The following is a 25,405-nucleotide window of genomic DNA, read 5'->3' as shown; positions in this document are numbered from 1 at the left end:
AAATGAGGAAATCACCTAAGAAGCTGTCCATGAACCAAGCCGGCCAGCCGCCGGAGCATCCGGTGAGCAGCAGCGGCGGACCCTGGTTTCGGCAGTACCCAGGCGCCACTCGTCATCCTTGGAAAGGTGACGTGACCACCCGAGCCGGGCAAAGGTCCGTTCAATGATCCAGCGCTTGAGCAAGGCCACAAAATGATGCGCCTCGGTACAGCAGAGTCTGGAGTTTCTGGACAGCTTCTTTGAGGGAAGCCGATCAGTGTGCCTTGAACACCTCGTCGAGTCCGGCGGCATCCAGCAGGTCGAGGCCCCCGGTCTCCAGTTGCTCGGAGGTTGCCTGCCCAAGGCGCTCGTTCACCCAGTTGGGCAAGGGGCCAAAACGACGTTCGAGCAGCTTCAGCAACAAGGCGCTTTCACCTTCCTTTCGGTCTTCCTTTCGGCCTTGCTGCAAACCTTCCTGCAAACCCTCCTCTTTCCACTGTTGGGTCCATCCTGCAACGGTTTCGGCAAGCATGGTGTCGATCTCCTGTAGTTCGTTCACTTCGGGTACCTCCTGTCCGGGCATCAGCCGTCGGAGGACGATGCGGTTGATCCAGACCACGAAGGCACGTCTGAGGCTGGCAGAGGCCGGTCCTGGTAGGGACTTCAGCGATTGCGATACGGCGCGCCGGACATCCGCCGGGACGGCGCTCCGTTCGAGGCGAATGATGTTGACGACCGGGTTTTGCGGGTCGCTCAGATCCGCTTCACTCACCGCGGCTTCTTCCAGCAGGAAGTAGCGCTGGGCCGGATGATAGCGCTTGAGGCTGCCGGGCAGCCACTCGATGAGTTCGCTGACGTCACGCGCGGCCGTCCAGCGACTGCGCCCATGGTAGAGGAGCAGGGGAAAGACGGCCGGGAGTTTCTGGCCGGGCCGAACTTCGCCGCTCTTGATCCGGTCCGGAAAGAGCAAGCCCGTGTAGACCAGGATCCGCAGGGCCATCCAGGGGTCTACGGTGCTCTGGAATTCGAGCAGCAGGTACACGTAGAGCCACTCACCCCGCCGGCGGACACGCCAGATCAGGTCGTCCACGCGGTCTCGCAGATCGTCGGTGACATAGCTGCCGCCCACTTTTTCCAGCGCGCTGAAGTCCAGAGGTCTTCGACCCAGTCTTCGCCGACAAAACCCCGCAGCAGATCCTCCACGACCTGGGCGCGCGAGAACAGGAGCTTGCAAGCCGAGTCGTGTGCCGAGGGGGGTCGAATTGGTGGGCATGGTCAAATCTGATCAGCGGTAAGACGAGGACCAGTTCGTTCGTGGCAAGTGTCGGGATATTTTACACACACGCTTCCCACTGATCTGAAAAATTCTCTCAACTATTTGAAAAAAAATGATTAATATTTTCTGGCACGGTTTCTGCTTATTGATTGGCAGCGAAACCTCGCTATTGATTGAACCTGGGGGGTACGCGCACTAATCTCAATCTGCATTGTTGAAAGGAACACACCATGAGTCAAGTCACCAAAAGCACCCAGGGGAGCCGTCTGCCATCCCAGGTGCGCAAGATCGGAGCAGCCATTGCGTTGAGCTTCGGTCTGGCCGCGTCGGCTGGAGCGGCAACGATCAACAGCGGCCTTACCAACGGCTTGCTGAACACGCTGGAGGATCAGGACCGTGAAGCCTATATTGATGCAAATCTCGACGGTCTGATCAGTATCGGCGACGTGTTCATCGGCGTCGTCCGTATCGACAATTTCCTGCCCTCGGGAGCGCCCTCGAACAACCAAGTCTATGGGATCATCTCCAACCAGATTACCAGTTTTACCCCGAACGGCGGGCGCCAGTATGTGCACCTGGGAGAAACCACGGTAGCTGGCTACACGATGGCCGACCTCACGGGGAACGCCAACTGCGTCGGCGCGCTGGTCTGCGTCTATGACCGTGCAGTACCCTTCTCCCAGAATCTCATCAACGCCCCCACGGGACCGGGAATGCTGGATATGATCAGCATGGTGACGTCCGAGGGAACGCTTCGTGTAGCGACCGGCCTTGGGACTGCCGGAGATACGTATCTGACCGCAGACGTGGTTGCTGCTTTTGGGGTGGGCTCCTCGAACGCCGCCTTTACCTTGGCTCCCACTTCGGTGCAATTCGGTAATTTCGGCGGCGGCCTGGATGTTCTGTATAACAACACCAACTTCGTTTACACAGACAGTGTGCTGACCCTGGACACGTTGACCGGGTTCCACACTACCCAGGTCGGCATTTCCAACGGCGCCTTCCGCGGGATGGTCGGAGATGGGAATGAAGGTAAATTCGGGAATGTGGCTGGCGCACCCCAGTGCACCAATCTTTCTGGTGCCCACGTGACCTGCGGCTTTGTGACCGATGCCGACTTCTTCGTCCGTCCTCAACGGGTACCGGAACCGGGTTCGCTCGCGCTGCTCGGCGCGGGCCTGGTCGGCCTGGTCGGTCTGCGCCGCCGCTCGACGAAGGCGTGAGGGTAAACCCCTTCGACTGCCCTGCCCGGTAGCAATCAAAACGGCCTCCTTCGGGAGGCCGTTTTTTCTTCCTGCGGCCACCCGTCGGGCGGCCTCGCCGTCGCTAGTCGCGCCCTGCTTTCAGCCCATCGTAGCGCCCGGGCGCAATGATGGCGCCCGGATCAAACGCCCGCTTCAACCGTTCGACCGCGTCGCAGGAACCCGCTTCCCGTTGCGATGCTAGCAACCGCATCCCGCGCACCGAGGCACGATACAAGGGGTAGCCCAGTTCGAACAGCCGATGCACCCCGGCCTCATAACACTCGATTCCCCGCCGGGTCTCCGCTTCATCCTCCGCATCGTATTCGATCGTGTAGACAGCCGCCAGCGCACGCTCGTTGATCATGTTGACGGTGACATGGCAGTCGAAGTCGAAGCGCCCGAAAAGCGCGTCCATCTCCTGGTTGAGCTGGGCGAGATCCTCCCGTCGGAAGGGGATGATCGGCGCCATCCACATGATGCCGATCCGCTCCCGCGCGAGATCGGTATCGTCGGAGAAGTCCGCCGGCACGCCCGCCTGGTGGCGCCAATAGCAACCCCGGAGGAAGGCGCCGGTGGGTTGGCCGCTGTGCATGCCGGCAAGCGCCGCCCCGATCCGGATCTTCTTTTCCAGTCCGTGGAAAGGCGCGAGATGACCGAAGTGGCGTGCGAACCACTGCCCCGCCGCCAGGATACGGGGCGGGAGAAAGATCACCTTGGCGTTCACCCCGGCCAGGGCCGCCTTGAGCAGTTTCTTGTGCAGTGCCACCTGCCGTGAACTTCCGTAGAACGCCCCTGACATCGACCACGCACCGATACCCGCTTTTTTCCGCAGCAGTGCCCTCACTTCCGGAGTCAGGCGCGCGTGTCCGGGTAATCGGTCGCGCGGGAACGGGGCGTCGGAGGCCAATGCCCGGAGGTCATTGCCGATGTGCGGAACGCTCTGCAGAATCCGGTTCAGCCGGAGTTTCTGCAACTGCGGAATGGCGTCGAGGAGGTCCTTGTCTTCTGCAAAGAGCACGATGTACGGACAGAAAGACTCCGGGATCGGCTGCAGCCATAGCCCGAGCCGGGTGACGATGCCGAAGTTCGACTGGGTGAAGAGTCCGTCGAGGTAAGGACCGATGCCGTACGGGTACAGATGCGTGGTCCTGGCCTGCGGGTACTGCCCGAAGCCGGTACGCAGCACATCTCCCGTGCCGAGGACGACCTCCATTCCCGAGATCGTCTGGAAGCGGTTGCCGTAGGGACTGTGCCCGAAGCCGCGCTCGACGATGTTGCCGATCAGGCTCGAATTCGGTCCCGCGCCCGTGCAATCGATCCAGAACGGCACGTTTTGCTCGGCCAGGTGGCGGGCAAGCTGCCGCTGGGTCACACCGGGCTCGATGACCGCGTAACCCAGTTCGCTGTCGACCTGCACGATCCGGTTCAGCCGGCCGAGGTCGACAATGACCTGCCCGTCGTATACCGCGCAGGCATCGCCGTAGCCCCAGTTCTGGCCGGTGCTGATCGGATAGAGCGGGGTTCTGCAGCGGCGTGCGATGCTCACGACTTCCACGACCTCGTCCCGCGTTCCCGGTTTCAGGATGGCGGCAGGGCGCCGGCTGAACGACGAGGTGCTGCGGGCATAATGGTCCCGCGTCCCGGCATCGGACAGGACATTGGCCTCGCCAAGCAGCTCCCGCCACTCGCGAAGCGCAGCGGACAGGTCGCTGCGCGGATCGAAGGCACTGACGAGGGGACTGGCGGTGTCGTCAGCCACGTGACTTTCGGTTCATCGATGAAAGGCCAGGAGGGTAGGAAAACCAGCCATGGAGCTGTAGGTCATGGAGCAGGAAGTATATGAGCCGCGATCAAGCGGCGTCAATCGGAGTGTATAATTCCCAAGGTGCTGACCGACGCTTTCCTGGCTGCCCGAAACATCGCCCGACAACGACGGCGCTCCGCGTTTGCGCTCGCGGCCATCGCCTTCGGGGTGGCCGCCCTGATCGTCGCGAACGGTTTCATCGACTGGATCATGTTCAAGCATCGGGAAACCACCATTACTTCCCAGTATGGCCATATTCAGGTGACCCGAAAGGGGTACTTCGAAGAGGGAACGGCGGACCCGTTTGGCTACCTCCTGCCAAAAAGTTCGCCCGTACAGAACACCATCGAACGACTCCCCGAACTGCGTGTTCTCGGCAGACGACTGGCGTTCAGCGGCCTGGTGAGCAAAGGCGACGAAACCATCTCTTTCATTGCCGAGGGAGTCGAACCGGACAAGGAGCAGGTCCTGAGCAGTTCACTACGGATTCCCAAGGGCGCCAACCTGTCGGCCAATGACCCGAACGGAATCATCCTCGGCCTGGGCCTCGCCGCCAACCTGGGTATCGACATCGGGGATACGGTCGTCCTGATGGCGAATACGGCCACAGGGAGCATCAATGCGGTCGAGTGCCGGGTACGAGGTTTTTTTGCGACGATGTCGAAAGCGTACGACGATGTCGCGCTGAGGGTACCGCTGGCGACCGCACAAAAACTGCTGAAAGTCGATGGTGCCCACACCTGGGCATTGTTGCTGGCGGAGACCGAGCAGGCAGGTCTCACCTTGAGGACCCTGCGCCAGCGCTTTGCGAACGAGAATCTGGTATTTACCGAATGGATCGAACTGGCCGATTTCCATGTCAAGGCGGTGTCCCTCCTCGCCAAACAGGCGGGTGTGATGAGAGTCATCATCGCCGTGATCATCGTGTTGAGCATTTTCAACACCATGATGATGAGCGTCATGGAGCGGACGGGCGAGATCGGCACCATCATGGCTCTCGGACTGACCCGTCGCGACCTCCTGCGCATGATCGTCGTGGAGGGTGCTGTGCTCGGTATCGTCGGCGGTCTCCTGGGTCTGGCATTGGGAACCCTGCTGGCCTGGGTGATCTCCTACATCGGCATCCCCATGCCTCCGCCACCAGGACAGTCCTGGGGATTCATGGGTGAGGTCATGGTCACCGGCCGGCTTGCCGTCGAGGCATTTCTGCTGGCAGTGGGATCGACGCTGATCGCCAGCATCATTCCGGCACGAACCGCTTCGGGGATGGTCATCGTCGACGCGTTGCGCTTCAACCGCTGAACTATTCCCACAAAATCAGGACCAGGCAGTGATCAAACTTGCTCTCCGTAATCTTCTCGGGCACAAGCTGCGTACGGGAATGACGTTCGGTGCAGTCCTTTTCGGCGTCATCAGCCTCGTTCTTTCCGGCGGATTCATCGAGGACATGTTCATTCAGCTGCGCGAGGCAGTGATTCACTCGCAGTTCGGTCACCTCCAGATCAACGCGCAGGGGTTCTTCGAAAAAGGCGCACGGGCGCCGGACAGATTCATGATCGACGATCCTGAGCCGCTGCGACGGCAGATCGCCAGGCTGCCGCAGGTGGCTGACGTCATGGCCAGGGTCAGCTTCTCGGGCCTGCTCAGCGCCGGTCGTACCGACCGTTCAATCATCGGCGAAGGCATCGAGCCGAACCGGGAGAGTAAACTGGGCACGTTCATCCGCATCGAATCGGGGCGCGCGCTCAACGATCAGGACCAGTACAAGATCATCGTTGGAAAGGGCCTGGCCGACGCGTTCAAGGTGGGAGTCGGGGACCGGGTGATCGTTCTGGTGAGCACTTCGGGCGGAGCCTTGAACACGCTCGAGTTCGAAGTCGTCGGAACGTTCAGGAGCTTTTCCCGGGATTACGACGGGCGTGCGGTCCGCATTCCCCTGGCCGATGCCCAGGAACTCCTCAATGCCCGAGGCATCAATACCCTGGTCGTCTCGCTCAAGGATTCCCTCGATACGGTGCGGGTCGCCGGGCTGCTCGCGCGGCAACTCGACGCCGAGAAGTTCGAAATCAAGAAATGGAACGAGTTGACCGATTTCTACGACAAGACCGTCACCCTCTACGACCGGCAGTTCGGCGTGCTGCGCCTGATCGTCCTGATCATGGTCTTGCTCGGCGTCGCCAACAGCGTCAACATGAGCGCTTTCGAGCGCGTCGGAGAATTCGGCACCATGATGGCGCTGGGCAATCGCCGGATCGACGTATTCCGGCTGGTGATCACCGAGAACGTTCTGATCGGGGTGATCGGCAGCAGCACGGGCTTGCTGATCGGCGTCGTCCTGGCCTGGGTGATCTCGGCCATCGGCATTCCCATGCCCCCCCCGCCAAGCAGCGAGGTCGGCTACATGGCGCAGATCCAGGTCGTACCGCAAGAACTCGTGCTTGCCTTCACCATCGGCCTGGTCGCCACCGTGAGCGCCTCGATCTTCCCGGCACGGCGCGTGACCCGCATTCCGGTCGTGGACGCGCTGCGCCAGAACGTCTGACCAGGCTCAAGCACCCTCGACTTTCACACTAAGCCTCGAGTCCCACCTCCTGAAAGGTCAGGCCAAGCTTGCCCAGCACTTTGGTCACCGTACGTTGCAGGAATACCTTGTTGCGAGCACCGAACTCGGCCATCTCGAAGGCGTTGCGCCAATAAACCGGATCGTTTTCCCGGAACCGGATCATCTCGGCGAACTCCGGTTCGAAACTGCAATAGCCGATCGTCTTGATGTCGATGGCGGTCATGATCGACAGCACCTGATTATTGGTCAGGATGGGTGAGGAATCACGTTCCGGCATCAGGCTTTCCCGCTCGAGTTCGCCCAGAATGGCCGCCTTGTCGGGACGCCAGGCAACGAAGGGAAGCACGTAATGCGGAACACGATCGGGGTCCTTGCCGGTGCCGTCCCAGAACAGTTTCTGGTCTTCCTCGGTAAAAATGTCGGCAATCTTGAAACCCGACCGGCGCTCCATGCGGTCAGTCAGGGTGCGCGAACACATGTCCTCGAACGGCATGACATAATACGAATGGAATTGCATGATCAGTTCCTGTGCGAAATCGACACCCGCCAGGACCAGGGGAATATTCATGTCGTAGGCGAAATAGAAGCCCAGCATCTGATTCAGGGTACCATCGAGCCGGTCGACCGTCTGATAGCTGCCCTTCATTTCGACATTCTTCAGCGTATAGCAGTAAAGCGTCTTGTAAACCGACGAACGCGGCTTGTAGACGATATGGTCGAGGTCCATTTTGGCAGCCACTTCCTTGCAACGATCCAGCGACAACTTGGAATAGAAGCCGTTGTCCCAGGTCATCAGCAGAACGCGGAGGCCGGGGTATTCCTTGCGCAGGCGCGACAGCATATACACGCTATCCTTGCCGCCACTGAACAGAACCAACGCGTCATAACGGTCGCGGCCCTTGCCCTGATGACTTCTCAGCAACTGGTCCAGTTCCTTGCGCTGATGTTCGACGTATTTCTTCTGCCAGAGGGTCTCCTCGTCGTTGGCGCGCAACTTGTTGTGCTCGTGGCACAGGTTACAGACACCATCGGTCAGCGTGACATAGGGCACGCGTGAGGAAATGACGCATTGGCTGCAACGTGCCGCGATCGAGTGCTTGAACAGGCCGCGCAATTTTGGCCAGATGTTCTGTGCAACGAAATCGAACTGGCGCAGGTCATTGAGGATTTGTTGGTCGATATCCTTGGCCATGGGGTCACTCCGAAAGAATGAGTTGTGGGACGAGAGCGAGGTCAGACGGTCTTGACAGCCGAAGTCGGCAGGATAACCCGTTCATGGACACGGATATGGTTCTGGCCAAATTTTTGGCCATCCAGGGCGTCTACCGCCAATTTTGGATCGGACGTTTCCAAATCGACATAGGCATAAGGCTCATGGGTCGGATTCACCCAGTCCGCATGCAGATCAACCGACACGACCCGACCATAGGGGCTGAACAGATTGCGGATAAACGCTTCATCTGCTCGAAAGGGAAGGCTGCTGATGAAAATGGTTGCCATATCCAACTCCCATGCAATCTCGCTGAAATCGACTTTGCCTGCCATCGGGATCCATGGCCCCGGCGTACAAGACCTGTAGTATGAACACCCGCCCACCTGCACAGCCAGGGCGTAGAACGACCGCCCATGGAATGATTGGATGTAGCGCGGACCCAGTCCCCCTCGTTGATTCGTCTTCCAAGGGAGGCGGATTTCAGTCTACCAGTTTTTCGTCTCTATGTCGTTTGGCTGCGATTGGTCGAAGTCCTTTGTGACTCTTGTCAGGATGGCATCGGCAGGCAGCCCCCATGTTTTCCGTTGCACGGAGGCACGGCCCAGCGGTTGTGAATAAATCTACTGCGCGACCGATCTGCTGCGTTGCTCAGTCGCTCACTCCTCGCCTATCCACTTGATATGTCTCGTCGTTCGCTCCCTCGCGCCTTGCATCTCGGCCTGCTCGCGACGATTTCTTCACAACCTCTCAGGCGATCACCCCTCCCCCGAGACAAACGCGACTTTCATAGACCACCACCGACTGCCCCGGCGTGATCGCCCACTGCGGCTCGGCGAAGCGGATCAGGCAGGCGTCGGCGCCGACCCGCTCAATCTCGCAGGCGGCATCGGCCTGCCGGTAGCGTGTCTTAGCGGTATACACCCAGTGTGTATGCGGTGCTTCACCGGCCACCCAGGACAAATCCCAGGCGCTCACTTCGTCGGCCAGCAACGCTGGATGGTCATGCCCCTGCACGACATAGAGGATGTTTTCGGCCACATCCTTGCGGGCCACGAACCAGGCATCATGGTCGCCGTGGTCGCCGGTCTTGCCCCCCCTGACACCGCCGATGTGCAAACCCTTGCGCTGACCGATCGTGTGGTAGGCCACCCCGTCGTGTTCGCCAAGCACCCGGTCGTCGTCGAGGCAACGGATCTCGCCCTGGCTTTTGGGCAGATAACGCATCAGGAAATCCTTGAACGGCCGCTCACCGATAAAACAGATACCGGTAGAATCCTTCTTCAGCGCGACATGCAGACCGGCCGCCTCGGCAATCTTGCGAACGTCCCGCTTGTACAGGCCGGCCAGGGGGAACAACGTCTTCGCCAGTTGCTGCTGATTGAGCCGGTACAGGAAATAGCTCTGGTCCTTGGTCCCATCCTCGGCCTTGAGCAACTGCCAGGCGCCCTGGAACTCGCGCACGCCGGCGTAATGGCCGGTGGCGATACGCTGCGCACCAATCTCCAGCGCGTACTCGAGAAAAGCGCTGAACTTGATCTCCGGGTTGCACAACACGTCCGGATTCGGCGTGCGGCCCGCCTGGTATTCCTTCAGAAAGTGCGCAAACACGCGTTCCTTGTATTCGCTCGCGAAGTTCAGCACTTCGACCTCGATGCCGAGCGTATCGGCAACGCTGATCACATCGATCAGGTCCTGGCGCGAAGCGCAATATTCGTCGCCATCGTCATCCTCCCAGTTCTTCATGAACAGGCCGACCACATGCCATCCCTGCTGCTTGAGCAGCCAGGCGGCAACCGACGAATCAACGCCACCGGACAAGCCAACGACGACAGTATTTCCCTTGTTCATCTTCGTACCCTGTCAATGTGAAAGTCGCGTCAGCGACTCACGAATCTCCCCTCCCCACTTGGGGAGAGGGGTCGGGGGAGAGGGAAACGGTCATGACTTTCATAATCGGGGGTACCTGGAAAAGTCATGACCGTTAGACCGTTAGTGTTCGACTGGCGGATCATCACCAGGGCCGCCGGCGACCACCGCCACCCCCCCACTCTCTTCCAGACCCTGGCCGTCGAGCCAGTCCGGCAGCGCCATCACCACTGCCGGGCGACCGTTGTCGCGAAACCAGCTATCCACGACATAACGCGCTGGCTCCGCGGTCGAAGCAGGTTCTGTCGCCAGCTGATCGAGTTCCTCGATCTGCGCCGAATAATGGAATTCGAACAGATAGAGCACCCGTCGCGCCGGCTCGAGAACGCGGTGGAAAGACAGCCAGCGATGACTTTCCAGCAGCCGCAGCAGGCGCGTCGTCGTCGTCGAGTGATCGATGCAGTCCATCCGCCCGAAGACGCCATCATCGGCAAAGTTGCCCCCGCGATCCGCCGAAATCGGTGTCTGTTCGCCCGCCCAGCCCAGCATCCAGCCAATTGCCAGCGACAAGCTGGCGCGCTCCTCGGTGGCATTGCGGGCAACGCCGAGCAGGTCGCGCACCTGCATCAGCTGTCCGGCGCTGAAGTTCACGTCGGCCTCGGCCACACACCCATAGTTGTAGCAGACGCTCAACGAATCCGCCGACACCGCCGAAGCCAGGCCCAGCAGGATCAATGGCATCAGCCAGCGCACGTGTACTGGTGCAACAGTTCGAGCGGATAGCGCCGGCCGATCAGCCAGTCCTCGATGCACAGGAGAACCATCGGACTGCGGTGCTGCGCCTGGCGTTCCCGGATTTCATCGAGCGTCAGCCAGTGTGCCGCCAGGATACCTTCGTCGAGTGCTCGTCGGGAATCGTGTGCGGTGATCTCGCCACCGAAGGCAAAACGCAGATAGTTCACGTCCCTGGTTTCGTTACGGTAGTTGTAGACCCCGATCAGGAACTGCGGCGCCAGGGTATAAGCCGTTTCCTCAAGGGTCTCGCGGACCACCGCATCGATCAGCGACTCGCCGCATTCCAGGTGGCCCGCCGGCTGGTTGTAACAGACTCCGTATTCGGTTTCCTCCTCGACGAGCAGGAAGCGGCCATCACGTTCGAGTACCGCAGCGACGGTGACGTTGGGTTTCCAGACCATGGCAGAAGCCTTGCAGGGCAGTAAAGACGCCATTTTACCGCCAACCGGGGAGCGAAATCGGCTAGAATTTCCCCTTCAGGATTTCCGGCAAATGGAGAGCACATCATGTCGATGGCGGATCGCGACGGCTTCATCTGGTACGACGGCAAACTGGTGCCATGGCGCCAGGCCACAACGCATGTGCTGACGCATACCCTACATTACGGCATGGGGGTTTTTGAAGGCATCCGCGCCTACAAGGCCGAAAAGGGCACCGCCATCTTCCGTCTCAAGGAACATACCGACCGTTTGTTCAACTCGGCCTATATCTTCCAGATGAAGATGCCTTACGACAAGGAAACCCTGCTCGAAGCACAGAAGGAAGTGGTGCGCGCCAACCAGCTCGACTCCTGCTACCTGCGGCCGATCGTCTTCTATGGCTCCGAGGCGATGGGCATCGCGGCCACTGCAGTCAGTACGCACGTGGCCATCGCTGCCTGGCCGTGGGGTGCCTACCTCGGTGCCGAGGGAATGGAAAAGGGCATTCGTGTCAAGACCTCGTCGTTCACCCGCCACCATGTGAATATCAACATGTGCCGCTCGAAGTCTGTCGGGACCTACACCAACTCGATCCTTGCCCACCAGGAGGTGGCGCACGATGGTTACGACGAAGCCCTGCTGCTCGACGTCGACGGCTATGTGGCCGAGGGTGCCGGCGAGAATGTGTTCATCGTCAAGAAGGACAAACTGTATACCCCGGATCTGACCTCCTGCCTCGAGGGCATCACGCGCGCCTCGGTCCTGCAGCTCGCCGAAGAGCTGGGCATCCCGGTCATCGAAAAACGGATCACCCGCGACGAGGTGTATTGCGCCGACGAGGCCTTCTTTACCGGCACGGCTGCCGAGGTGACGCCGATCCGCGAACTCGACAATCGTCAGATCGGTGCTGGCCACCGCGGCCCGATCACCACCCGCATCCAGAGTCTCTTCTTCGACTGCGTGAATGGCCGCATGCCAGCGCATGCAGACTGGCTCGCCTACGTTTAACGGTCATGACTTTTCCAGGTACCCCCGATCTTGAAAGTCATGACCGTTTCCCTCTCCCTCGACCCCTCCCCCGCAAGTGGGTAGGGGAGATTCGTGAGTCGCTGACGCGACTTTCAAATCAACCTTGCAAAGTAGCCATCATGTCTCAGAAAACCCTGCAGAACCCCATCGAGGTCACCGCCCAGGAACTCCCCTTGCACTGCCCGGGCAAGGATGCACCACTGTGGGCAAGGCATCCGCGCGTCTATCTCGATATCACGCATAGCGGCGAGGTCGTTTGTCCCTACTGCAGCGCACACTATGTCCTCAGGGGAGAGCGGCCGAAAGCGCACCATTGATCGGCCGCTGCATAGCTGCTCATGAAAGCACTCATCGTCGCCCCATCCTGGATTGGCGACACGGTGCTGTCGCAGCCGCTGTTCATGCGCCTGCATGAGCGAAACCCCGGCCTGCAGATCGACGCTCTGGCACCCCGCTGGGTTGCGCCGGTTCTCGAACGGATGCCCGAGATCACGCGACTCATCGATAGCCCCTTCGCACACGGCGATCTCTCTCTGAAAGCGCGGCACCGACTGGCTCACCAATTGGCGAAGTGCGGCTACCAGCGTGCCTACATTCTGCCGAATTCGATCAAATCGGCACTGATTCCGTTTTTTGCCGATATTCCCGAGCGCATCGGTTTCGTGGGGGAAAGCCGCTACGGGCTGATCAATCGCCGACACACGCTGAACAAGGCGCAACTGCCGCTGATGGTCGAACGCTTCGCGCAACTTGCCGAAGCGCCCGGAACCGCACTACCAAGACCGCTACCGCGGCCACGCCTGCAGTCCGACAGTTTGCAACGCGCCGCCACACTGGCGTCGCTTGGCATCGCACTGCCTGAAAAGCTGGCCATATTCTGCCCCGGTGCCGAATATGGCCCGGCCAAGCGCTGGCCGGCAAAGCATTTCGCCGCCGTCGCCAATGTGCTGGCAGATCAGGGCTACGCGGTCTGGCTACTCGGTTCACAGAAAGACCGGGCGATCGCCGACCAGATCATCAACCGTACCGACCTGACCAGGCGGCCCCACAACCTCTGTGGTGCCACCACCCTGACCCAGGCCATCGATCTGCTGGCTGCCGCAGAGTTTGTCGTCTGCAACGATTCGGGCCTGATGCACCTTGCCGCCGCCCTTGATCGACCGCTGGTTGCCCTCTATGGCTCCTCATCACCCGGCTTCACCCCACCGCTTTCGGTTCGAGCGAAGGTCATCAGCCTGCATCTCGACTGCAGCCCCTGCTTCCAGCGCAGTTGTCCACTGGGCCATCTCGACTGCCTGAACAAGCTCGACCCGCAGCGTGTTCTCGATGCCTGCCTGAGCAAGGCCCTGGCATGATCACCATTTTTGCCACCCCGGAGGACGTCGAAACAGCCTTCTACGAGGCCATTGCACGTGCCGACCTGGTCGCCCTGATGAGTGTCTGGGCCGATGATGAAGAAATCGTCTGCATTCACCCGACCGGCCAGCGCCTGACCGGTGCCGATGCGATCCGCGAAAGCTGGCGCAGCATTTTCGCCAACAACCCGCGCCTGATGGTGCGCCTGTCGCGCGGCATTCGCTGGAACGGCATGCTCCTGTCGGTGCACAATGTCGTCGAAACGCTCTACATCGGTGAAGAGCGCAAACCGCACGGGCCGATGCTGGCGACCAATGTTTTCCAGCGCGGTGCCAATGGCTGGCGCCTGCTTTCGCACCACTCATCGACCGCAGCCGACCGGAACCTGGCGAACAGCGACAGCGCCGACGAAGGCAGCACGAAAACGCCGCGGACACTGCATTGAGTTCCTACCGTGCGCCAGGCTGGCTACCAGGCGGCCACGCCCAGACCCTCTACCCCCTGCTGATCCGACCCACCCCCCTGCCCTACCACCGGCAACGCTGGGAGACGCCGGATGGTGACTTCATCGACCTCGACTGGAACCTGGTGCCATCGTCCACCCTGGATGGTCGCCCCTTGCTGGTGCTTTTTCATGGTCTGGAAGGCAGTTCCGGCAGTCACTACGCAAGCACCCTGATGCACGCTGTCACGGGCATTGGCTGGGCAGGCGTGGTGGTGAATTTCCGGGGATGTTCGGGCGAAAGCAATCGCCTGCCGCGCGCCTACCACTCCGGCGACAGCGACGAGATCGACTGGATCCTGCGGCGTCTGCAAGCATCTTTTCCAGGTTACCCACGCTACGCGGTTGGCGTTTCGCTGGGCGGCAACGCCCTGCTGAAATGGCTCGGCGAACGCGAGAAGGCTGCCACCGATACCCTGCGGGCGGCGGCCGCGATCAGTGCACCGCTCGACCTCGCCGCTTGCGGTCACGCCCTGGCCAGCGGATTCAACCGCCTCTACACCCGGCACTTCCTGTACACCCTCAAGCGTCATGCAGCTGACAAACTGCGCCGCTATCCTGGCCTGTTTGACGAACGGCGGATGCGCGCGGCCCGCAACCTCCATGAATTCGACGAGATCGTCACGGCGCCGCTGCACGGTTTTGCCGGTGCCGACGACTATTGGCGAAGGGCATCGAGCAAACCCTGGCTACCCGGCATCCGGCTGCCAACGCTGCTGCTCAATGCCCAGAATGACCCCTTCCTGCCGGCACAGACGCTCCCCACTGTCCACCAGGTCGCGGCCAGTGTGCAGATTGAATTCCCGCGTCAGGGGGGTCATGTGGGTTTTGTCACCGGTCCCCTGCCGGGACGGCTCGACTGGCTGCCACAGCGCATTCTTGACTATTTTCAGCATGAGGTTTGACATGCCTACTCCCCTGCCCGCCGAAATCTTCAAGGCCTACGACATTCGCGGTATCGTCGGCAAGACCCTGACCGCGGACATTGTCCGGCGCATCGGCCATGGCCTCGGTTCCCTGGCCGTCGAGCGTGGCCAACGCGCGATTGCGGTGGGCCGTGATGGACGCCTGTCCGGACCGGAACTATCGGCGGCACTGATGGAAGGCATCCGCATGGCCGGCATCGACAGCATCGACGTCGGCTGCGTGCCGACGCCGGTGGTCTACTTCGCGGCGCATGAACTCGGTTGCCAGAGCTGCGTGGCCGTCACCGGCAGCCATAATCCGCCCGATTATAATGGTCTGAAAATGGTCATCGGCGGTGAAACCCTGGCCGGCGAAACCATTCAGGAGATCCGGCAACGCGTCGACGCCGGCCGGCTCCACCACGCGGCTGGCCAGTCCCGCAGCGCCGACGTTCGTCCTGCCTACCTCGCGCGCATCACCAGCGACGTTCGCCTGGCACGCCCGCTGAAGATCGTCATCGACTGCGGCAACGGCGTCGCTGGAGGCATCGCCCCGCAGCTCTTTCGCGCACTCGGATGTGAGCTGGTCGAACTGTTCTGTGAGGTGGATGGGCATTTCCCGAACCACCACCCCGATCCGTCGAAACCCGAGAACCTTCGGGACCTCATCGAAGCGCTCGGCCGCAGCGGCGCCGAACTTGGACTCGCTTTCGACGGCGATGGTGACCGCCTCGGCGTCGTCACCTGCGATGGCGAGATCATCTACCCCGATCGCCAACTGATGCTCTTTGCCGCCGACGTGCTCGGCCGCTGTCCAGGACAGGCGATCATCTATGATGTCAAATGCACGCGCCGGCTGGCGCCATGGATTCGCCAGCATGGCGGCGAACCGCTGATGTGGAAAACCGGACACGCGCTGGTCAAAGCCAAACTCAAGGAAACCGGTGCGCCGCTGGCCGGCGAAATGAGCGGCCACATGTTCTTCAAGGAACGCTGGTTCGGCTTCGACGATGGCCTCTACGCGGGTGCCCGACTGCTCGAGATCCTCGCCCGCGCAGTCGATGCCAACACCGTGCTGAAGGCGCTGCCCGACAGCAGCTCAACGCCGGAACTGAACATCGCCATGCAGGAAGGCGAGCCCCTGGCGCTGATCGACGAACTGCGGCGACAGGCACACTTCGAGGGGGCACGCGAGATCATCACCATCGATGGCCTGCGCGTCGAGTACGCGGATGGCTTCGGACTGGCGCGGCCGTCGAATACCACACCGGTGGTCGTGCTCCGTTTCGAAGCCGACGACAAAGAAGCTTTGGAACGTATTCAGGGTGATTTCCGCCGCGTCCTCAATACCACCCGCCCCGGCCTGGTGCTGCCGTTCTGACGTGCAAGCCCCGATGACAGACCATCAATCGCTCAAGAACGCCTTTCTGTTCCGGCAGCCGATTCTCAACCGGCAGCAGGAACTCGCCGGCTACCAGCTATCATTCGGAAGCAGCGCCGCGATGACCGCGCCCCCCGCCGGTGCGGCTGCCGCGCTATGCGCTGCCTATTCCGAACTGGGCATGCAGAGTGCGCTCGGTCACAGTTGTGCATTCATTGGCATCGACACCGAATTTCTGCAACAGGAGGCGATCGAATTGCTGCCGCCGGCCGGCGTGGTCCTCGAACTGTTGCTCGACGGCGCCGCCGACAGGGCAACACTGACGCGTTGCCAGAGCCTGCGCGCACGCGGCTATACGCTGGCACTGCCCGACTACCGAGGCATCGACGACCGCAGTCGACCGCTGTTGCCGATGGTCGGAGTCATCAAGATCGATGTTGACGCTGCCGACGCCAGCCAACTCCGGGATCTCGCCGGCTCGCTGCGCAAGCTGCCGATCACGCTGCTGGCGCAGGGTGTGGGCAGCAGCGAGCAGATGGAGCATTGTCGCAGCCTCGGCTTTGAACTATTTCAGGGTCGCTACTTCGCGCAGGCCGAAATCGTCAGTGGTCGCCGCCTCTCGGCCTCGCAGGCGGCACTGATTCAACTGGTCAACCTCGTCGGGCGTGATGTCGAGACCGCGCTGATCGAGGATGCCTTCAAGCACGAGCCCGCGCTGACGCTCAACCTGCTGCGGGTGGTCAACACGGTCGGATGTCGAGGTAGCCGCCTCGCGCAGCCGGTGACCTCGCTGCGGCATGCGATTACCCTGTTCGGACGCCGCCAGTTGCAGCGCTGGCTGTCGCTGCTGCTGCTGGCCCCCCCCGGCCAGGCGGCCGACCCTTCCCGCTCACCCCTGCTGCAAGTGGCCGCCCTGCGCGGCCGGATGATGGAATTGTTGATCGAGCCTGGTCTGCAAGGCAATCACCGACACTTGAGCGAACTGGCTTTCATCACCGGCATCCTGTCGATGATGCCGGTTGCGCTCGGTCTGCCGATCGAGGAAATCCTCGAACAGATTGCCGTCGAACGTGACGTTCGCAACGCGCTCTGCGAGCATGGCGGTCTGCTCGGAAACATCCTGGCCCTGCTCGAAAGCTTCGACAACGACGATGCACCGGGCTGTGACCGGCTGCTGTCAACCCTGCCCGGCCACTTCGACCATCAAACCCTGAATACCTGCCTGAGCATCGCGCTGCGCTGGTTGAACGGCGGCAGCGAGTAGCTCATCCGACCCCTCGCCGAGCCAGCCAGTCGCTGACCGCCAGGCCAGTCCCAAAGTCCCAGGCCTTGAGCTTTTCTGGGGCGATCAGCCGGATCTCGGCAAGTTCCTCGTTCAGCCGGATCTCGCCTTCAGCGAGTACATGGTAGGCAATGATCACTTCGTGTTTGCGCGCAAACGGATAGACGCCAATCAGCGTCACCGCCGTGGCGTCGAGGCCGAGTTCTTCCTTGACCTCGCGCGCAACGCCGGCGGCCGGCGCTTCGTCGCGCTCGAGAAAACCCGTGATCAGGCCGAAAGCGCCGGCCGTCCAGGCGTGGTTGCGCGCCAGCACGATCTGCTCCCGGTATTCGACCAGCGCCGCCAGCACCGGTGCCGGATTGTCCCAATGAACGAAACCGCAGTCGGCACGGCAATGGCTCCGCGGCAGACCGCCGACCGCACGCATCTCCAGTCCGGCACCGCAGAGCGGACAGAAACGCCAGGAGCTCAAGCGGACTCCGCCGCCAACTCGCGGATGTCGGCGAGCAGACGATCGACGGTCTCCGGCGCGGTATCCCAGCCACACATGAAACGCGCGCCGCCGGCGGCGATGAAGTTGTAGAACAACCAGCCGCGCGCGCGCAGGCCGGCCTCGATACGGCCGGGCAGGCGCACAAAGACACCGTTGGCCTGCACCGGGAACAGCGCCGGCAGGCCGGTGCCTTCAGCCAGACCGGCCGCCAGACGCCGCGCCATCGCATTGGCGTGCGCGGCGTGCCGCAACCAGGCACCGTTTTCGAGGATGCCGAGCCAGGGAGCGGAAAGGAAGCGCATCTTCGACGCCAGTTGGCCGGCCTGTTTGCAGCGATAGGAAAAATCGTCCGACAGCTTTCGGTCGAAAAAGACGACGGCCTCGCCGACCGGCAGGCCCATCTTGGTGCCGCCGAAGCACAGCACATCGACGCCGGCCCGCCAGCTCACTTCCGCCGGACTCAGACCGAGACCGGCGACGGCATTGGCAAAGCGGGCGCCGTCCATGTGCACGCGCAGGCCATGCGCGCGTGCCGTATCGGCGATCGCCCGCAGTTCGTCGGGACGATACACGGTGCCGACCTCGGTTGCCTGTGTCAGGGTCACCACCTTCGGCTTGGGATAGTGGATGTCACTGCGCCGGGTCACGACTTCGACAATCGCCTCCGGCGTCAGCTTGCCCTGCTCGCCGGCCACCGCCAACAGCGTGGCGCCATTGGAGAAGAACTGCGGCGCCCCACATTCGTCGGTGTCAACATGCGCCAGTTGATGGCAGATCACGCTGTGGTAAGGCTGGCACAGTGCCGCCAGCGCGAGCGAGTTGGCCGCCGTCCCGTTGAAGACGAAGTACACGTCGCAGTCGGTCTCGAACAATTCGCGCAAACGATCGGCCACCCGCAAGGTCCACTCGTCGTCGCCATACGAACGGACATGCCCATCGTTGGCCGCCAGTAGCGCGGCGAGCGCCTCCGGACAAATGCCGGCGTAGTTGTCACTGGCAAAGTGCTGCATCGCCGGGCTTCGTCCCTGGTTGGCATTCATGGAACAAACCGTTCCCTATCCAGTCCATCAATGATGGAAAAATGTTTGGCGTTGGCGGTCAACAGGGTAAGGCCATGATCGAGGGCAGTCGCTGCGATCAGTGCATCGGCCAACTGCAAGCCGCCGGATAGAGCGTAGGTGTCGATCAAGGTAGTGGCCTGTTTGGAGATGGCGGGGTCAGCGGCAACACATCGCTATCCCGCTGCGCCAGCCCCCGTTTGAGCCGCTGCAATTCATCCTTGCTGCGGCATCCTTGCGCCAGTTCCAAGTAGGTCACAACGGAAAGCCGCCAAGGATGAATGAGGTCAAGACGGGCTTTGGCTCCGACGTGGCCTCTCGTTAGCCAGATCAGCACATCCGAGTCAATCAGAAAGGTCACGGCTGCTCAGAAACGCGGCGCACGCAGCGTGCCGACATAAGCTTGCACGTCAGCCATATCCTCGCGGTCGCGCCACATCCCGAACAGTGGATCGTCTTCTACCGCCACGCCGACGGCTTGCTCCTCAATCCGAATGGTGAGGCGGGCATTCTCGGGAACCGCCAGCCTGTTCCGCCAAGCCTCGGGAAGTTCGCTGATTTTCACATTCTCGATGACAAGAGCACTCATCCGGTTCTCCATTCGGCCATTTCAGTTCCGGGTCACAAGCGTTGCTCTACCCAGGCGCGCACCGACGCCAGTGCCATCGGCACTCCAGCCACATCGTTGCCGCCGGCCTGCGCCATGTCCGCACGACCGCCGCCCTTGCCGCCAAGCTGTCGGGCAACCATGTTCACCAGTTCGCCGGCCTTGACCCTGCCGGTCAGATCGGCGGTGACGCCGGCGACCAGCGTCACCTTGCCGTCATTGGTCGAAGCCAGAACGACGGCGGCGCTCTGCAGCTTGTCGCGCAACTTGTCGATGGTCGAGCGCAAGGCGTTGACGTCGGCGCCGTCCATGAGCGCGGCGACGACCCTGCTACCCTTGACTTCGACCGCCTGCGCGAGCAGCTCGTCGCCTTGCGCCGAGGCGAGCTTCGCCTTGAGACGGGCCAGATCCCTTTCCAGCGAGCGAACATTGTCGAGAACCTGCGCGAGCTTGACCGGCACCTCGGCAAGCGGCACCTTGAACGCCGCCGCCGCATCGGCCAGCATCGCCTGCTGCTGCTGAACGAGCGCCAGCGCGGTGTCACCGGTGACCGCCTCGACGCGGCGGACGCCGGCGGCGACGCCGGTTTCAGCGACGATCTTGAACAGGCCGATGTCGCCGCTGCGCCGGACGTGCACGCCACCGCAGAGTTCCTTCGACGAACCGATCGTCAGCACCCGCACTTCGTCGCCGTACTTCTCGCCGAAGAGCATCATCGCCCCTGAGCGCTGCGCTTCCTCGATCGGCATGATGCGTGCCTCGGCGGCGGCATTGGCAAGAATCTCGTGATTGACGATGGTCTCGACACGACGAATCTCGTCGGCGCTCATCGGCGCGTTGTGCGCAAAGTCGAAACGCGTTTTCTCGGCGTCGACCAGCGAGCCTTTCTGCTGTACATGGCCGCCGAGCACCTCGCGCAGCGCCTTGTGCATCAGGTGCGTCGCCGAGTGGTTGCGCACGGTGCGCGCGCGCGCCAGCCCGTCCACCCGGGCGGAAACCTGCTCGCCAACGCTGATCAGCCCGGTCCTGACGACGCCCTGATGACCAAAGACGGTGGCCTGGATCTTCTGCGTGTCCTCGACCGCGAAAATCCCCTGTCCGCCCTGCAGGAGGCCGCGATCGCCGACCTGGCCGCCCGATTCGGCGTAGAACGGCGTTTCGTCCAGGACGATGACGCCGAGTTCGCCTTCCCTGAGCTGCTCGACCGGACTGCCGTCGCGGTACAGCGCCAGAACCTTGCCGTTGAACTCGGTTGCCTCGTAACCATGAAAGGTCGTCGCCGGTCCCTGGTAATCGAGTGCCGCTGCCATCCTGAACTTGCCGGCGGCGCGCGCCTGTTCCTTCTGGTGCGCCATCGCCGCGTCAAAGGCGGCCACATCGACGCTGACGCCGCGTTCACGGCAGACGTCAGCGGTCAGATCGAGCGGAAAACCGAAGGTATCGTGCAGCTTGAAGGCGGTGTTGCCGTTGAAGACGGTTGCGCTCCCGCCCTGCATGGCGGCGAGCTCGCCTTCGAGGATGCTCATGCCGTGCTCGATGGTCTCGAAGAAACGCCCCTCTTCCTGGCGCAGCACCTCGCTGACGCGCGCCTCGTTGCGCGCCAGTTCGGGGTAGGCGGCGCCCATTTCGACCACCAGATCAGGCAGCATGCGGTGGAAGAAGGCTGCCCGCGCGCCGAGTTTGTAGCCGTGCCGGATGGCGCGCCGGATGATGCGCCGCAGGACATAGCCCCGCCCCTCGTTGCCGGGAATCACCCCGTCGGAGATCAGGAAGGCGCAGGCGCGGATGTGATCGGCCAGCACCCGCAGCGAGGGGCTGTCGAGGTCGGCGGACGACGTCTCGCGCGCGGCGGCAGCGATCAGGCGGACGAACAGGTCGATCTCGTAATTGCTATGGACATGCTGCAGCACCGCTGCCGTCCGCTCCAGCCCCATGCCGGTATCGACCGACGGCTTGGGCAGCGGGTGCATGACGCCGGCCTCGTCGCGGTTGAACTGCATGAAGACGTTGTTCCAGATCTCGATGTAACGGTCGCCCTCTTCGTCGGGCGATCCCGGTGGCCCACCGGGAATGCCTTCGCCGTGGTCGTAGAAGATTTCTGTACAGGGTCCGCAGGGACCGGTGTCGCCCATCATCCAGAAGTTGTCGGAAGCGTAGCGCGCGCCCTTGTTGTCACCGATGCGCACCACCCGCCCGGCCGGCACGCCGATCTCCCGCGTCCAGATCTCGTAGGCTTCGTCGTCCTCGGCATAGACCGTCACCCACAGGCGCTCGGCGGGCAGGCCATAGACCTCGACCAGCAGTTCCCAGGCGTAGCGGATCGCGTCGAGCTTGAAGTAGTCGCCGAACGAGAAATTGCCGAGCATTTCGAAAAAGGTGTGGTGACGCGCGGTGTAGCCGACGTTTTCGAGGTCGTTGTGCTTGCCGCCGGCACGAACGCATTTCTGCGCGGTGGTCGCGCGCAGGTACGGCCGCTTGTCGAAACCCAGAAAAACGTCCTTGAACTGGTTCATGCCGGCGTTGGTGAACAACAGCGTCGGATCGGCATGCGGCACCAGCGAACTCGAGGCGACGATCTGGTGGCCTTTGGAGGCGAAGAACTGCAGGAACTTGTCGCGGATTTCAGCGCTTGTCATCATGATCCATCCCGCTGTGGGGCTCGTTCGAGGAGCCGCGATTTTAACGTGAAAGTCGGATTCGCGGCCGCCCGATCACCCGGAGGTCGCGGACATGACGACGCTAGCCCTCGGCGACACAATCGATGCGATCGCTGAACACCGCCGCCACCCCCCGCCGATGGAGCGCGCTCGCCAGCGCCGGGTCGTTGACCGTGTAGCAGAGCACCGGGATGCCATGCGCGCGCGCTTCGCCCAGCAGCTCGTCGTCCAGGCAATCGGCGCGACAATGCAGGGTCACTGCCGCGAGCTGCCGCAGCCGTTCCCGCCAGTCCGCCGGCGGACGTTCATGAAGCATGCCGAGCGGCAGTTCCGGGACGGCCGCCCGCGCCGCCGCCAGGGCCGTTTCGGAAAACGACGAGAGCAGCGGCAGCGCCGCGCCGGCCCACAGCGCACGCACCGCGCGCGCGACGACCTCGCCGGTCAGGGCATCGAAACCGGCGGCCGGTTTGATCTCGACATTGGCCAGCAGACCCAGTTGCCTGCAGACGAGGGCTGCCGAGGCCAGCGTCGGCAGCGGTTCGCCGGCAAACGCCGGGTGCTGGCGAATGCCGGCATCGAGGACCGACAGTTCGGCATCGGAAGTCTCGCACACCCGGCCGGCGCCGTTCGTCGTGCGGGCAAGCGTTTCGTCGTGCAGCAGCCACGGCGAGGCGTCGGCCGACAGCATCACGTCGAATTCGACCGCCCGCAGGCCCAGGCGGGCGGCGATGCGCAAACCGGCCAGCGTGTTCTCCGGCGCCAGCGCCCCCCCGCAGCGGTGCGCGAAAACGTGCGGCAAGCGCCAGCCGAGGCGTGGAGCAATCACTTCTTCCGGGGTGGTGCCGCCGCCGGTGCGGGGGCCTTTGACGCTCCGGAGAGGACGAGATTGCCCCGCTGGACAGCGTTGTCGAGCGCCTGTTTGGCCGGTATCTTGCCAGTCCAGGCGGCTTCGAGTTCCTCCTCGGCGATGATCCGCACCCGCTCGTTCTCGGAAACGCGCAGCGCACGCAGCGCGCCTGGTCCCTGCAACTGCGCGTAAGCGACATTGAGGCCAGCGGTATCGGCCTTCAACAGCTTGCTGCCCGCGGCGGCACGCGCCGCCGGCGTCATCGGCAGGAAGCCGGCCTCCGCACTGAACTCGACCTGCAGCTCGGGCTCCATCAGGAAACTCACGAACTGCGCCACCCCCTTGTACTCGGCCGGCTTCTGGCCGGCGCCGACCCACAGCGAGTAACCTCCGGCCATCGTCTGCTGCGGCGCTCCCGGCACATCGTCGTGATACGGCAGCGACGAAACGCCGACCTCGACCTTGCGGCTCTCATGCAGCGGGCCGTAGAGCGAGGACGAACTGGTCAGCATGCCGCATTCCCCCGCGGCAAAGCGATTGTCGGCCTCGTCGCGGCGGCCGAAATAGATGAAGAAACGGGCCTTCGCCCAGGTGGTCAGCATCGCCGTGTGCTTGACCTGGACCAGGCCGTTGAAGTTCAGGCGACCCTTCGCGTCGGATACCTCGACGCCGTTCCAGGAACTCAGGTTGTCGATATGCACCCAGGACGGCCAGGAAGTGGTGTAGGGACAGGTGCTGCCGGCGTCGAACAGCTTGTCGGCGGCTTTCAGCATCTCCGCCCAGGTTTTCGGCGGTTTTTCGGGATCGAGTCCGGCCTTGCGGAAGGCCGCCTTGTTGATGAACAACACCGGCGTCGACAGCCCGATCGGCAAGGCAAAGAGTTCGCCCTTGGCATCACCCAGGCCGACGCGCAGTTCCGGCGCCAGTTTGCCGGCCTCGAAGGGCATATTCGCCTCCTTCATCACCTGATGCAGGGGCTTGAAATTCGCCTTCGCAGCGACGAAGCGCGCCTGCTCCTCGCGCGTCACCAGGTTGAGGTCCTTGGGCGGATCGCCCTGAACGCGGCGCACCAGCTTGACCTCATAGTCCTTCTGCCGCGAGTTGAAGCGTTCGATCAGTTTCTCGAGTCGCTCTGCACGTTCTTCGTCGAGCTGATGCGAAAGGTCGAGAGTGGTTGGCGCCGCAGCCGTCAACGAAGAAAAGGGCGCCGCCAGGGCAAAGGCCAATGCCGCCGGGAGAATTCTGAGTAAATGCATGCCGATCCTTCCATGTAGGAAAAAAGAACGTGATTATAGTGGTTGCGAGCACCGATCCGAACCTAATCCTCCAGCCGGGATGGCCTGTGACGGCCGAAACGGCAGGCAAGCCCTGCCGCGGACAAGGCAGGGTGTCGGCCGGAGATCCGGCTGTCCATGCCCTGCCAGCAGGCCATTCACCCCCAGGCAGCTCCGACTGTGGTTACAATGCGGCATCCAGTCCTGTATACCATCCTGTCCTGTATACCAACCTGTATGCCACATTCCTTCCCCCAGAAAACGCCATGTCCGACCCAGCACCCCGCCCGCTGCGCAGCCTCCTGATCACCGGCTCGCTGCTGCTCGCGCTGAGCGGCTGCGATGCCGTCCAGCAGAAGCTCGGCCTCGAGGCACCGGCAGCCAAGCTGGCCCGCGACGAGGCCGAGGGGAAAGCGGTCGGCGGTGCCTGCCGGCAATCGGGACGTGCCATCGAGGATTGTTATTCGATCTATTCCTGGTTGCCGAAAGCCGCGGTCTATGAAGGCTGGCGCGACATGGATATCTACATGCGCGAGAACAAGCTGGAAACGGTCGAGCCTCAACTGCCGCCGCCACAGCCCCCCGGCACCAAAACGAAGAAGCCGGCGGAGAAGAAGCCGGCGGCGCCGGTCGCCGAGGAGACGGCGGCGGACACCAAGGGGAATCAGAAGGAAGGCAGCTCGCATTGAGGTCAGGGTCGCGTCAGCGGCTCACGAACCCAGAACCTGGGAGAAGGGTCTGACAGGGCACGGGCCTTGGCAGGGGTGAGCCACCCTCGCATCCGGGCCTCCGGGCAGCTACTGCCGGCACGGATTGCCGCGTTTCCCGCTTGCTCCGCTTGCCCCGCTTGCCCCG

The 25,405-nt window shown here is 62.4% G+C and carries 25 protein-coding genes; 11 read left to right on the top strand and 14 right to left on the bottom strand.

What is annotated here, in order from left to right:
- Nucleotides 1–253: 253 nt before the first annotated feature.
- Nucleotides 254–1,108, bottom strand: coding sequence for an Rpn family recombination-promoting nuclease/putative transposase (locus tag AW06_RS10715; RefSeq protein WP_337958505.1), 855 nt, complete (start codon nt 1,106–1,108; stop codon nt 254–256).
- A 377-nt stretch (nt 1,109–1,485) separates the two neighbouring features.
- Here AW06_RS10715 and AW06_RS10710 point away from each other — a divergent pair, with 377 nt between their 5' ends.
- Nucleotides 1,486–2,478, top strand: a complete 993-nt coding sequence (locus AW06_RS10710; RefSeq protein ID WP_034949617.1) for a PEP-CTERM sorting domain-containing protein — start codon at nt 1,486–1,488, stop codon at nt 2,476–2,478.
- Between the two features lie 103 nt (nt 2,479–2,581).
- Here AW06_RS10710 and AW06_RS10705 read toward each other — a convergent pair whose 3' ends face one another.
- Nucleotides 2,582–4,258, bottom strand: a complete 1,677-nt coding sequence (locus tag AW06_RS10705) for an FAD-binding oxidoreductase (protein ID WP_273704605.1) — start codon at nt 4,256–4,258, stop codon at nt 2,582–2,584.
- A 126-nt stretch (nt 4,259–4,384) separates the two neighbouring features.
- Between AW06_RS10705 and AW06_RS10700 the strand changes: the two genes are divergently transcribed.
- A complete protein-coding gene (locus tag AW06_RS10700) occupies nt 4,385–5,605 on the top strand; it encodes an FtsX-like permease family protein (RefSeq protein WP_273704604.1) in 1,221 nt (406 codons plus the stop codon).
- Between the two features lie 28 nt (nt 5,606–5,633).
- Nucleotides 5,634–6,845, top strand: coding sequence for an ABC transporter permease (locus AW06_RS10695; protein WP_034949612.1), 1,212 nt, complete (start codon nt 5,634–5,636; stop codon nt 6,843–6,845).
- A 28-nt stretch (nt 6,846–6,873) separates the two neighbouring features.
- Here the strand turns inward: AW06_RS10695 and AW06_RS10690 are convergent, their stop codons facing one another.
- The 5 genes from AW06_RS10690 to AW06_RS10670 all read right to left on the bottom strand — a co-directional run bounded on the left by AW06_RS10690 (nt 6,874) and on the right by AW06_RS10670 (nt 11,141).
- Nucleotides 6,874–8,058 carry a hypothetical protein gene (locus AW06_RS10690; protein WP_034949611.1) on the bottom strand — a complete coding sequence of 395 codons (1,185 nt, stop codon included), beginning with the start codon at nt 8,056–8,058 and terminating at the stop codon, nt 6,874–6,876.
- A 41-nt stretch (nt 8,059–8,099) separates the two neighbouring features.
- Entirely contained in the window at nt 8,100–8,411 is a 312-nt protein-coding gene (locus AW06_RS10685) for an RNA-binding protein (RefSeq protein ID WP_034949609.1), read from the bottom strand.
- A gap of 415 nt (nt 8,412–8,826) precedes the next feature.
- Nucleotides 8,827–9,927, bottom strand: coding sequence for a tRNA 2-thiouridine(34) synthase MnmA (gene mnmA, locus AW06_RS10680; RefSeq protein ID WP_034949605.1), 1,101 nt, complete (start codon nt 9,925–9,927; stop codon nt 8,827–8,829).
- Nucleotides 9,928–10,068: 141 nt separating this feature from the next.
- Nucleotides 10,069–10,686 (bottom strand): hypothetical protein, encoded by a 618-nt coding sequence (locus tag AW06_RS10675; protein WP_273704603.1) that lies wholly within the window; start codon nt 10,684–10,686, stop codon nt 10,069–10,071.
- Nucleotides 10,686–11,141: an NUDIX hydrolase gene (locus tag AW06_RS10670; RefSeq protein WP_034949602.1), complete on the bottom strand. Its 456-nt coding sequence runs from the start codon at nt 11,139–11,141 to the stop codon at nt 10,686–10,688. The genes AW06_RS10675 and AW06_RS10670 overlap by 1 nt, the downstream gene beginning before the upstream one ends.
- Nucleotides 11,142–11,246: 105 nt before the next feature.
- Between AW06_RS10670 and AW06_RS10665 the strand changes: the two genes are divergently transcribed.
- The 7 genes from AW06_RS10665 to AW06_RS10635 all read left to right on the top strand — a co-directional run bounded on the left by AW06_RS10665 (nt 11,247) and on the right by AW06_RS10635 (nt 17,596).
- Nucleotides 11,247–12,167: a branched-chain amino acid transaminase gene (locus AW06_RS10665; protein ID WP_034949600.1), complete on the top strand. Its 921-nt coding sequence runs from the start codon at nt 11,247–11,249 to the stop codon at nt 12,165–12,167.
- Between the two features lie 140 nt (nt 12,168–12,307).
- Nucleotides 12,308–12,505, top strand: a complete 198-nt coding sequence (locus AW06_RS20395) for a zinc-finger domain-containing protein (protein ID WP_138678566.1) — start codon at nt 12,308–12,310, stop codon at nt 12,503–12,505.
- A gap of 21 nt (nt 12,506–12,526) precedes the next feature.
- Entirely contained in the window at nt 12,527–13,543 is a 1,017-nt protein-coding gene (waaF, locus tag AW06_RS10655; RefSeq protein ID WP_034949595.1) for a lipopolysaccharide heptosyltransferase II, read from the top strand.
- A complete protein-coding gene (locus AW06_RS10650; RefSeq protein ID WP_273704602.1) occupies nt 13,540–13,989 on the top strand; it encodes a nuclear transport factor 2 family protein in 450 nt (149 codons plus the stop codon). The genes waaF and AW06_RS10650 overlap by 4 nt, the downstream gene beginning before the upstream one ends.
- Nucleotides 13,986–14,951, top strand: a complete 966-nt coding sequence (locus tag AW06_RS10645; protein WP_034949593.1) for a hydrolase — start codon at nt 13,986–13,988, stop codon at nt 14,949–14,951. Before AW06_RS10650 ends, AW06_RS10645 begins: the two co-directional genes overlap by 4 nt.
- Before the next feature lies 1 nt (nt 14,952).
- On the top strand, nt 14,953–16,332 hold the full coding sequence (locus AW06_RS10640; protein ID WP_034949591.1) for a phosphomannomutase/phosphoglucomutase: 1,380 nt from the start codon (nt 14,953–14,955) through the stop codon (nt 16,330–16,332).
- A gap of 13 nt (nt 16,333–16,345) precedes the next feature.
- Nucleotides 16,346–17,596: an EAL domain-containing protein gene (locus AW06_RS10635; RefSeq protein WP_034949589.1), complete on the top strand. Its 1,251-nt coding sequence runs from the start codon at nt 16,346–16,348 to the stop codon at nt 17,594–17,596.
- 1 nt (nt 17,597) lies between these two features.
- Here the strand turns inward: AW06_RS10635 and AW06_RS10630 are convergent, their stop codons facing one another.
- The 7 genes from AW06_RS10630 to AW06_RS10600 all read right to left on the bottom strand — a co-directional run bounded on the left by AW06_RS10630 (nt 17,598) and on the right by AW06_RS10600 (nt 24,532).
- A complete protein-coding gene (locus tag AW06_RS10630) occupies nt 17,598–18,086 on the bottom strand; it encodes an NUDIX domain-containing protein (protein WP_034949586.1) in 489 nt (162 codons plus the stop codon).
- The gene (locus tag AW06_RS10625) at nt 18,083–19,117 is read right to left on the bottom strand and encodes a low specificity L-threonine aldolase (RefSeq protein WP_034949621.1); all 1,035 of its coding nucleotides are present in this window, start codon (nt 19,115–19,117) and stop codon (nt 18,083–18,085) included. Before AW06_RS10625 ends, AW06_RS10630 begins: the two co-directional genes overlap by 4 nt.
- A 26-nt stretch (nt 19,118–19,143) precedes the next feature.
- Entirely contained in the window at nt 19,144–19,296 is a 153-nt protein-coding gene (locus tag AW06_RS20390; protein WP_171047378.1) for a PIN domain-containing protein, read from the bottom strand.
- A gap of 236 nt (nt 19,297–19,532) precedes the next feature.
- Nucleotides 19,533–19,754: a hypothetical protein gene (locus tag AW06_RS10615; RefSeq protein ID WP_034949584.1), complete on the bottom strand. Its 222-nt coding sequence runs from the start codon at nt 19,752–19,754 to the stop codon at nt 19,533–19,535.
- Between the two features lie 32 nt (nt 19,755–19,786).
- The gene (gene alaS / locus AW06_RS10610; protein ID WP_034949583.1) at nt 19,787–22,408 is read right to left on the bottom strand and encodes an alanine--tRNA ligase; all 2,622 of its coding nucleotides are present in this window, start codon (nt 22,406–22,408) and stop codon (nt 19,787–19,789) included.
- 103 nt (nt 22,409–22,511) lie between these two features.
- On the bottom strand, nt 22,512–23,255 hold the full coding sequence (gene ugpQ, locus AW06_RS10605) for a glycerophosphodiester phosphodiesterase (RefSeq protein WP_034949581.1): 744 nt from the start codon (nt 23,253–23,255) through the stop codon (nt 22,512–22,514).
- The gene (locus tag AW06_RS10600; protein ID WP_273704601.1) at nt 23,252–24,532 is read right to left on the bottom strand and encodes an extracellular solute-binding protein; all 1,281 of its coding nucleotides are present in this window, start codon (nt 24,530–24,532) and stop codon (nt 23,252–23,254) included. Before AW06_RS10600 ends, ugpQ begins: the two co-directional genes overlap by 4 nt.
- Before the next feature lie 284 nt (nt 24,533–24,816).
- Here AW06_RS10600 and AW06_RS10595 point away from each other — a divergent pair, with 284 nt between their 5' ends.
- Entirely contained in the window at nt 24,817–25,239 is a 423-nt protein-coding gene (locus AW06_RS10595; protein WP_034949580.1) for a hypothetical protein, read from the top strand.
- The last annotated feature ends 166 nt before the right edge of the window (nt 25,240–25,405 follow it).

The organism is Candidatus Accumulibacter cognatus (genome assembly GCF_000584975.1).
Taxonomy (GTDB): domain Bacteria; phylum Pseudomonadota; class Gammaproteobacteria; order Burkholderiales; family Rhodocyclaceae; genus Accumulibacter; species Accumulibacter cognatus.
Note: the sequence above shows the minus strand (reverse complement) of the source record. Positions and strands in the feature narration are given on the sequence as shown.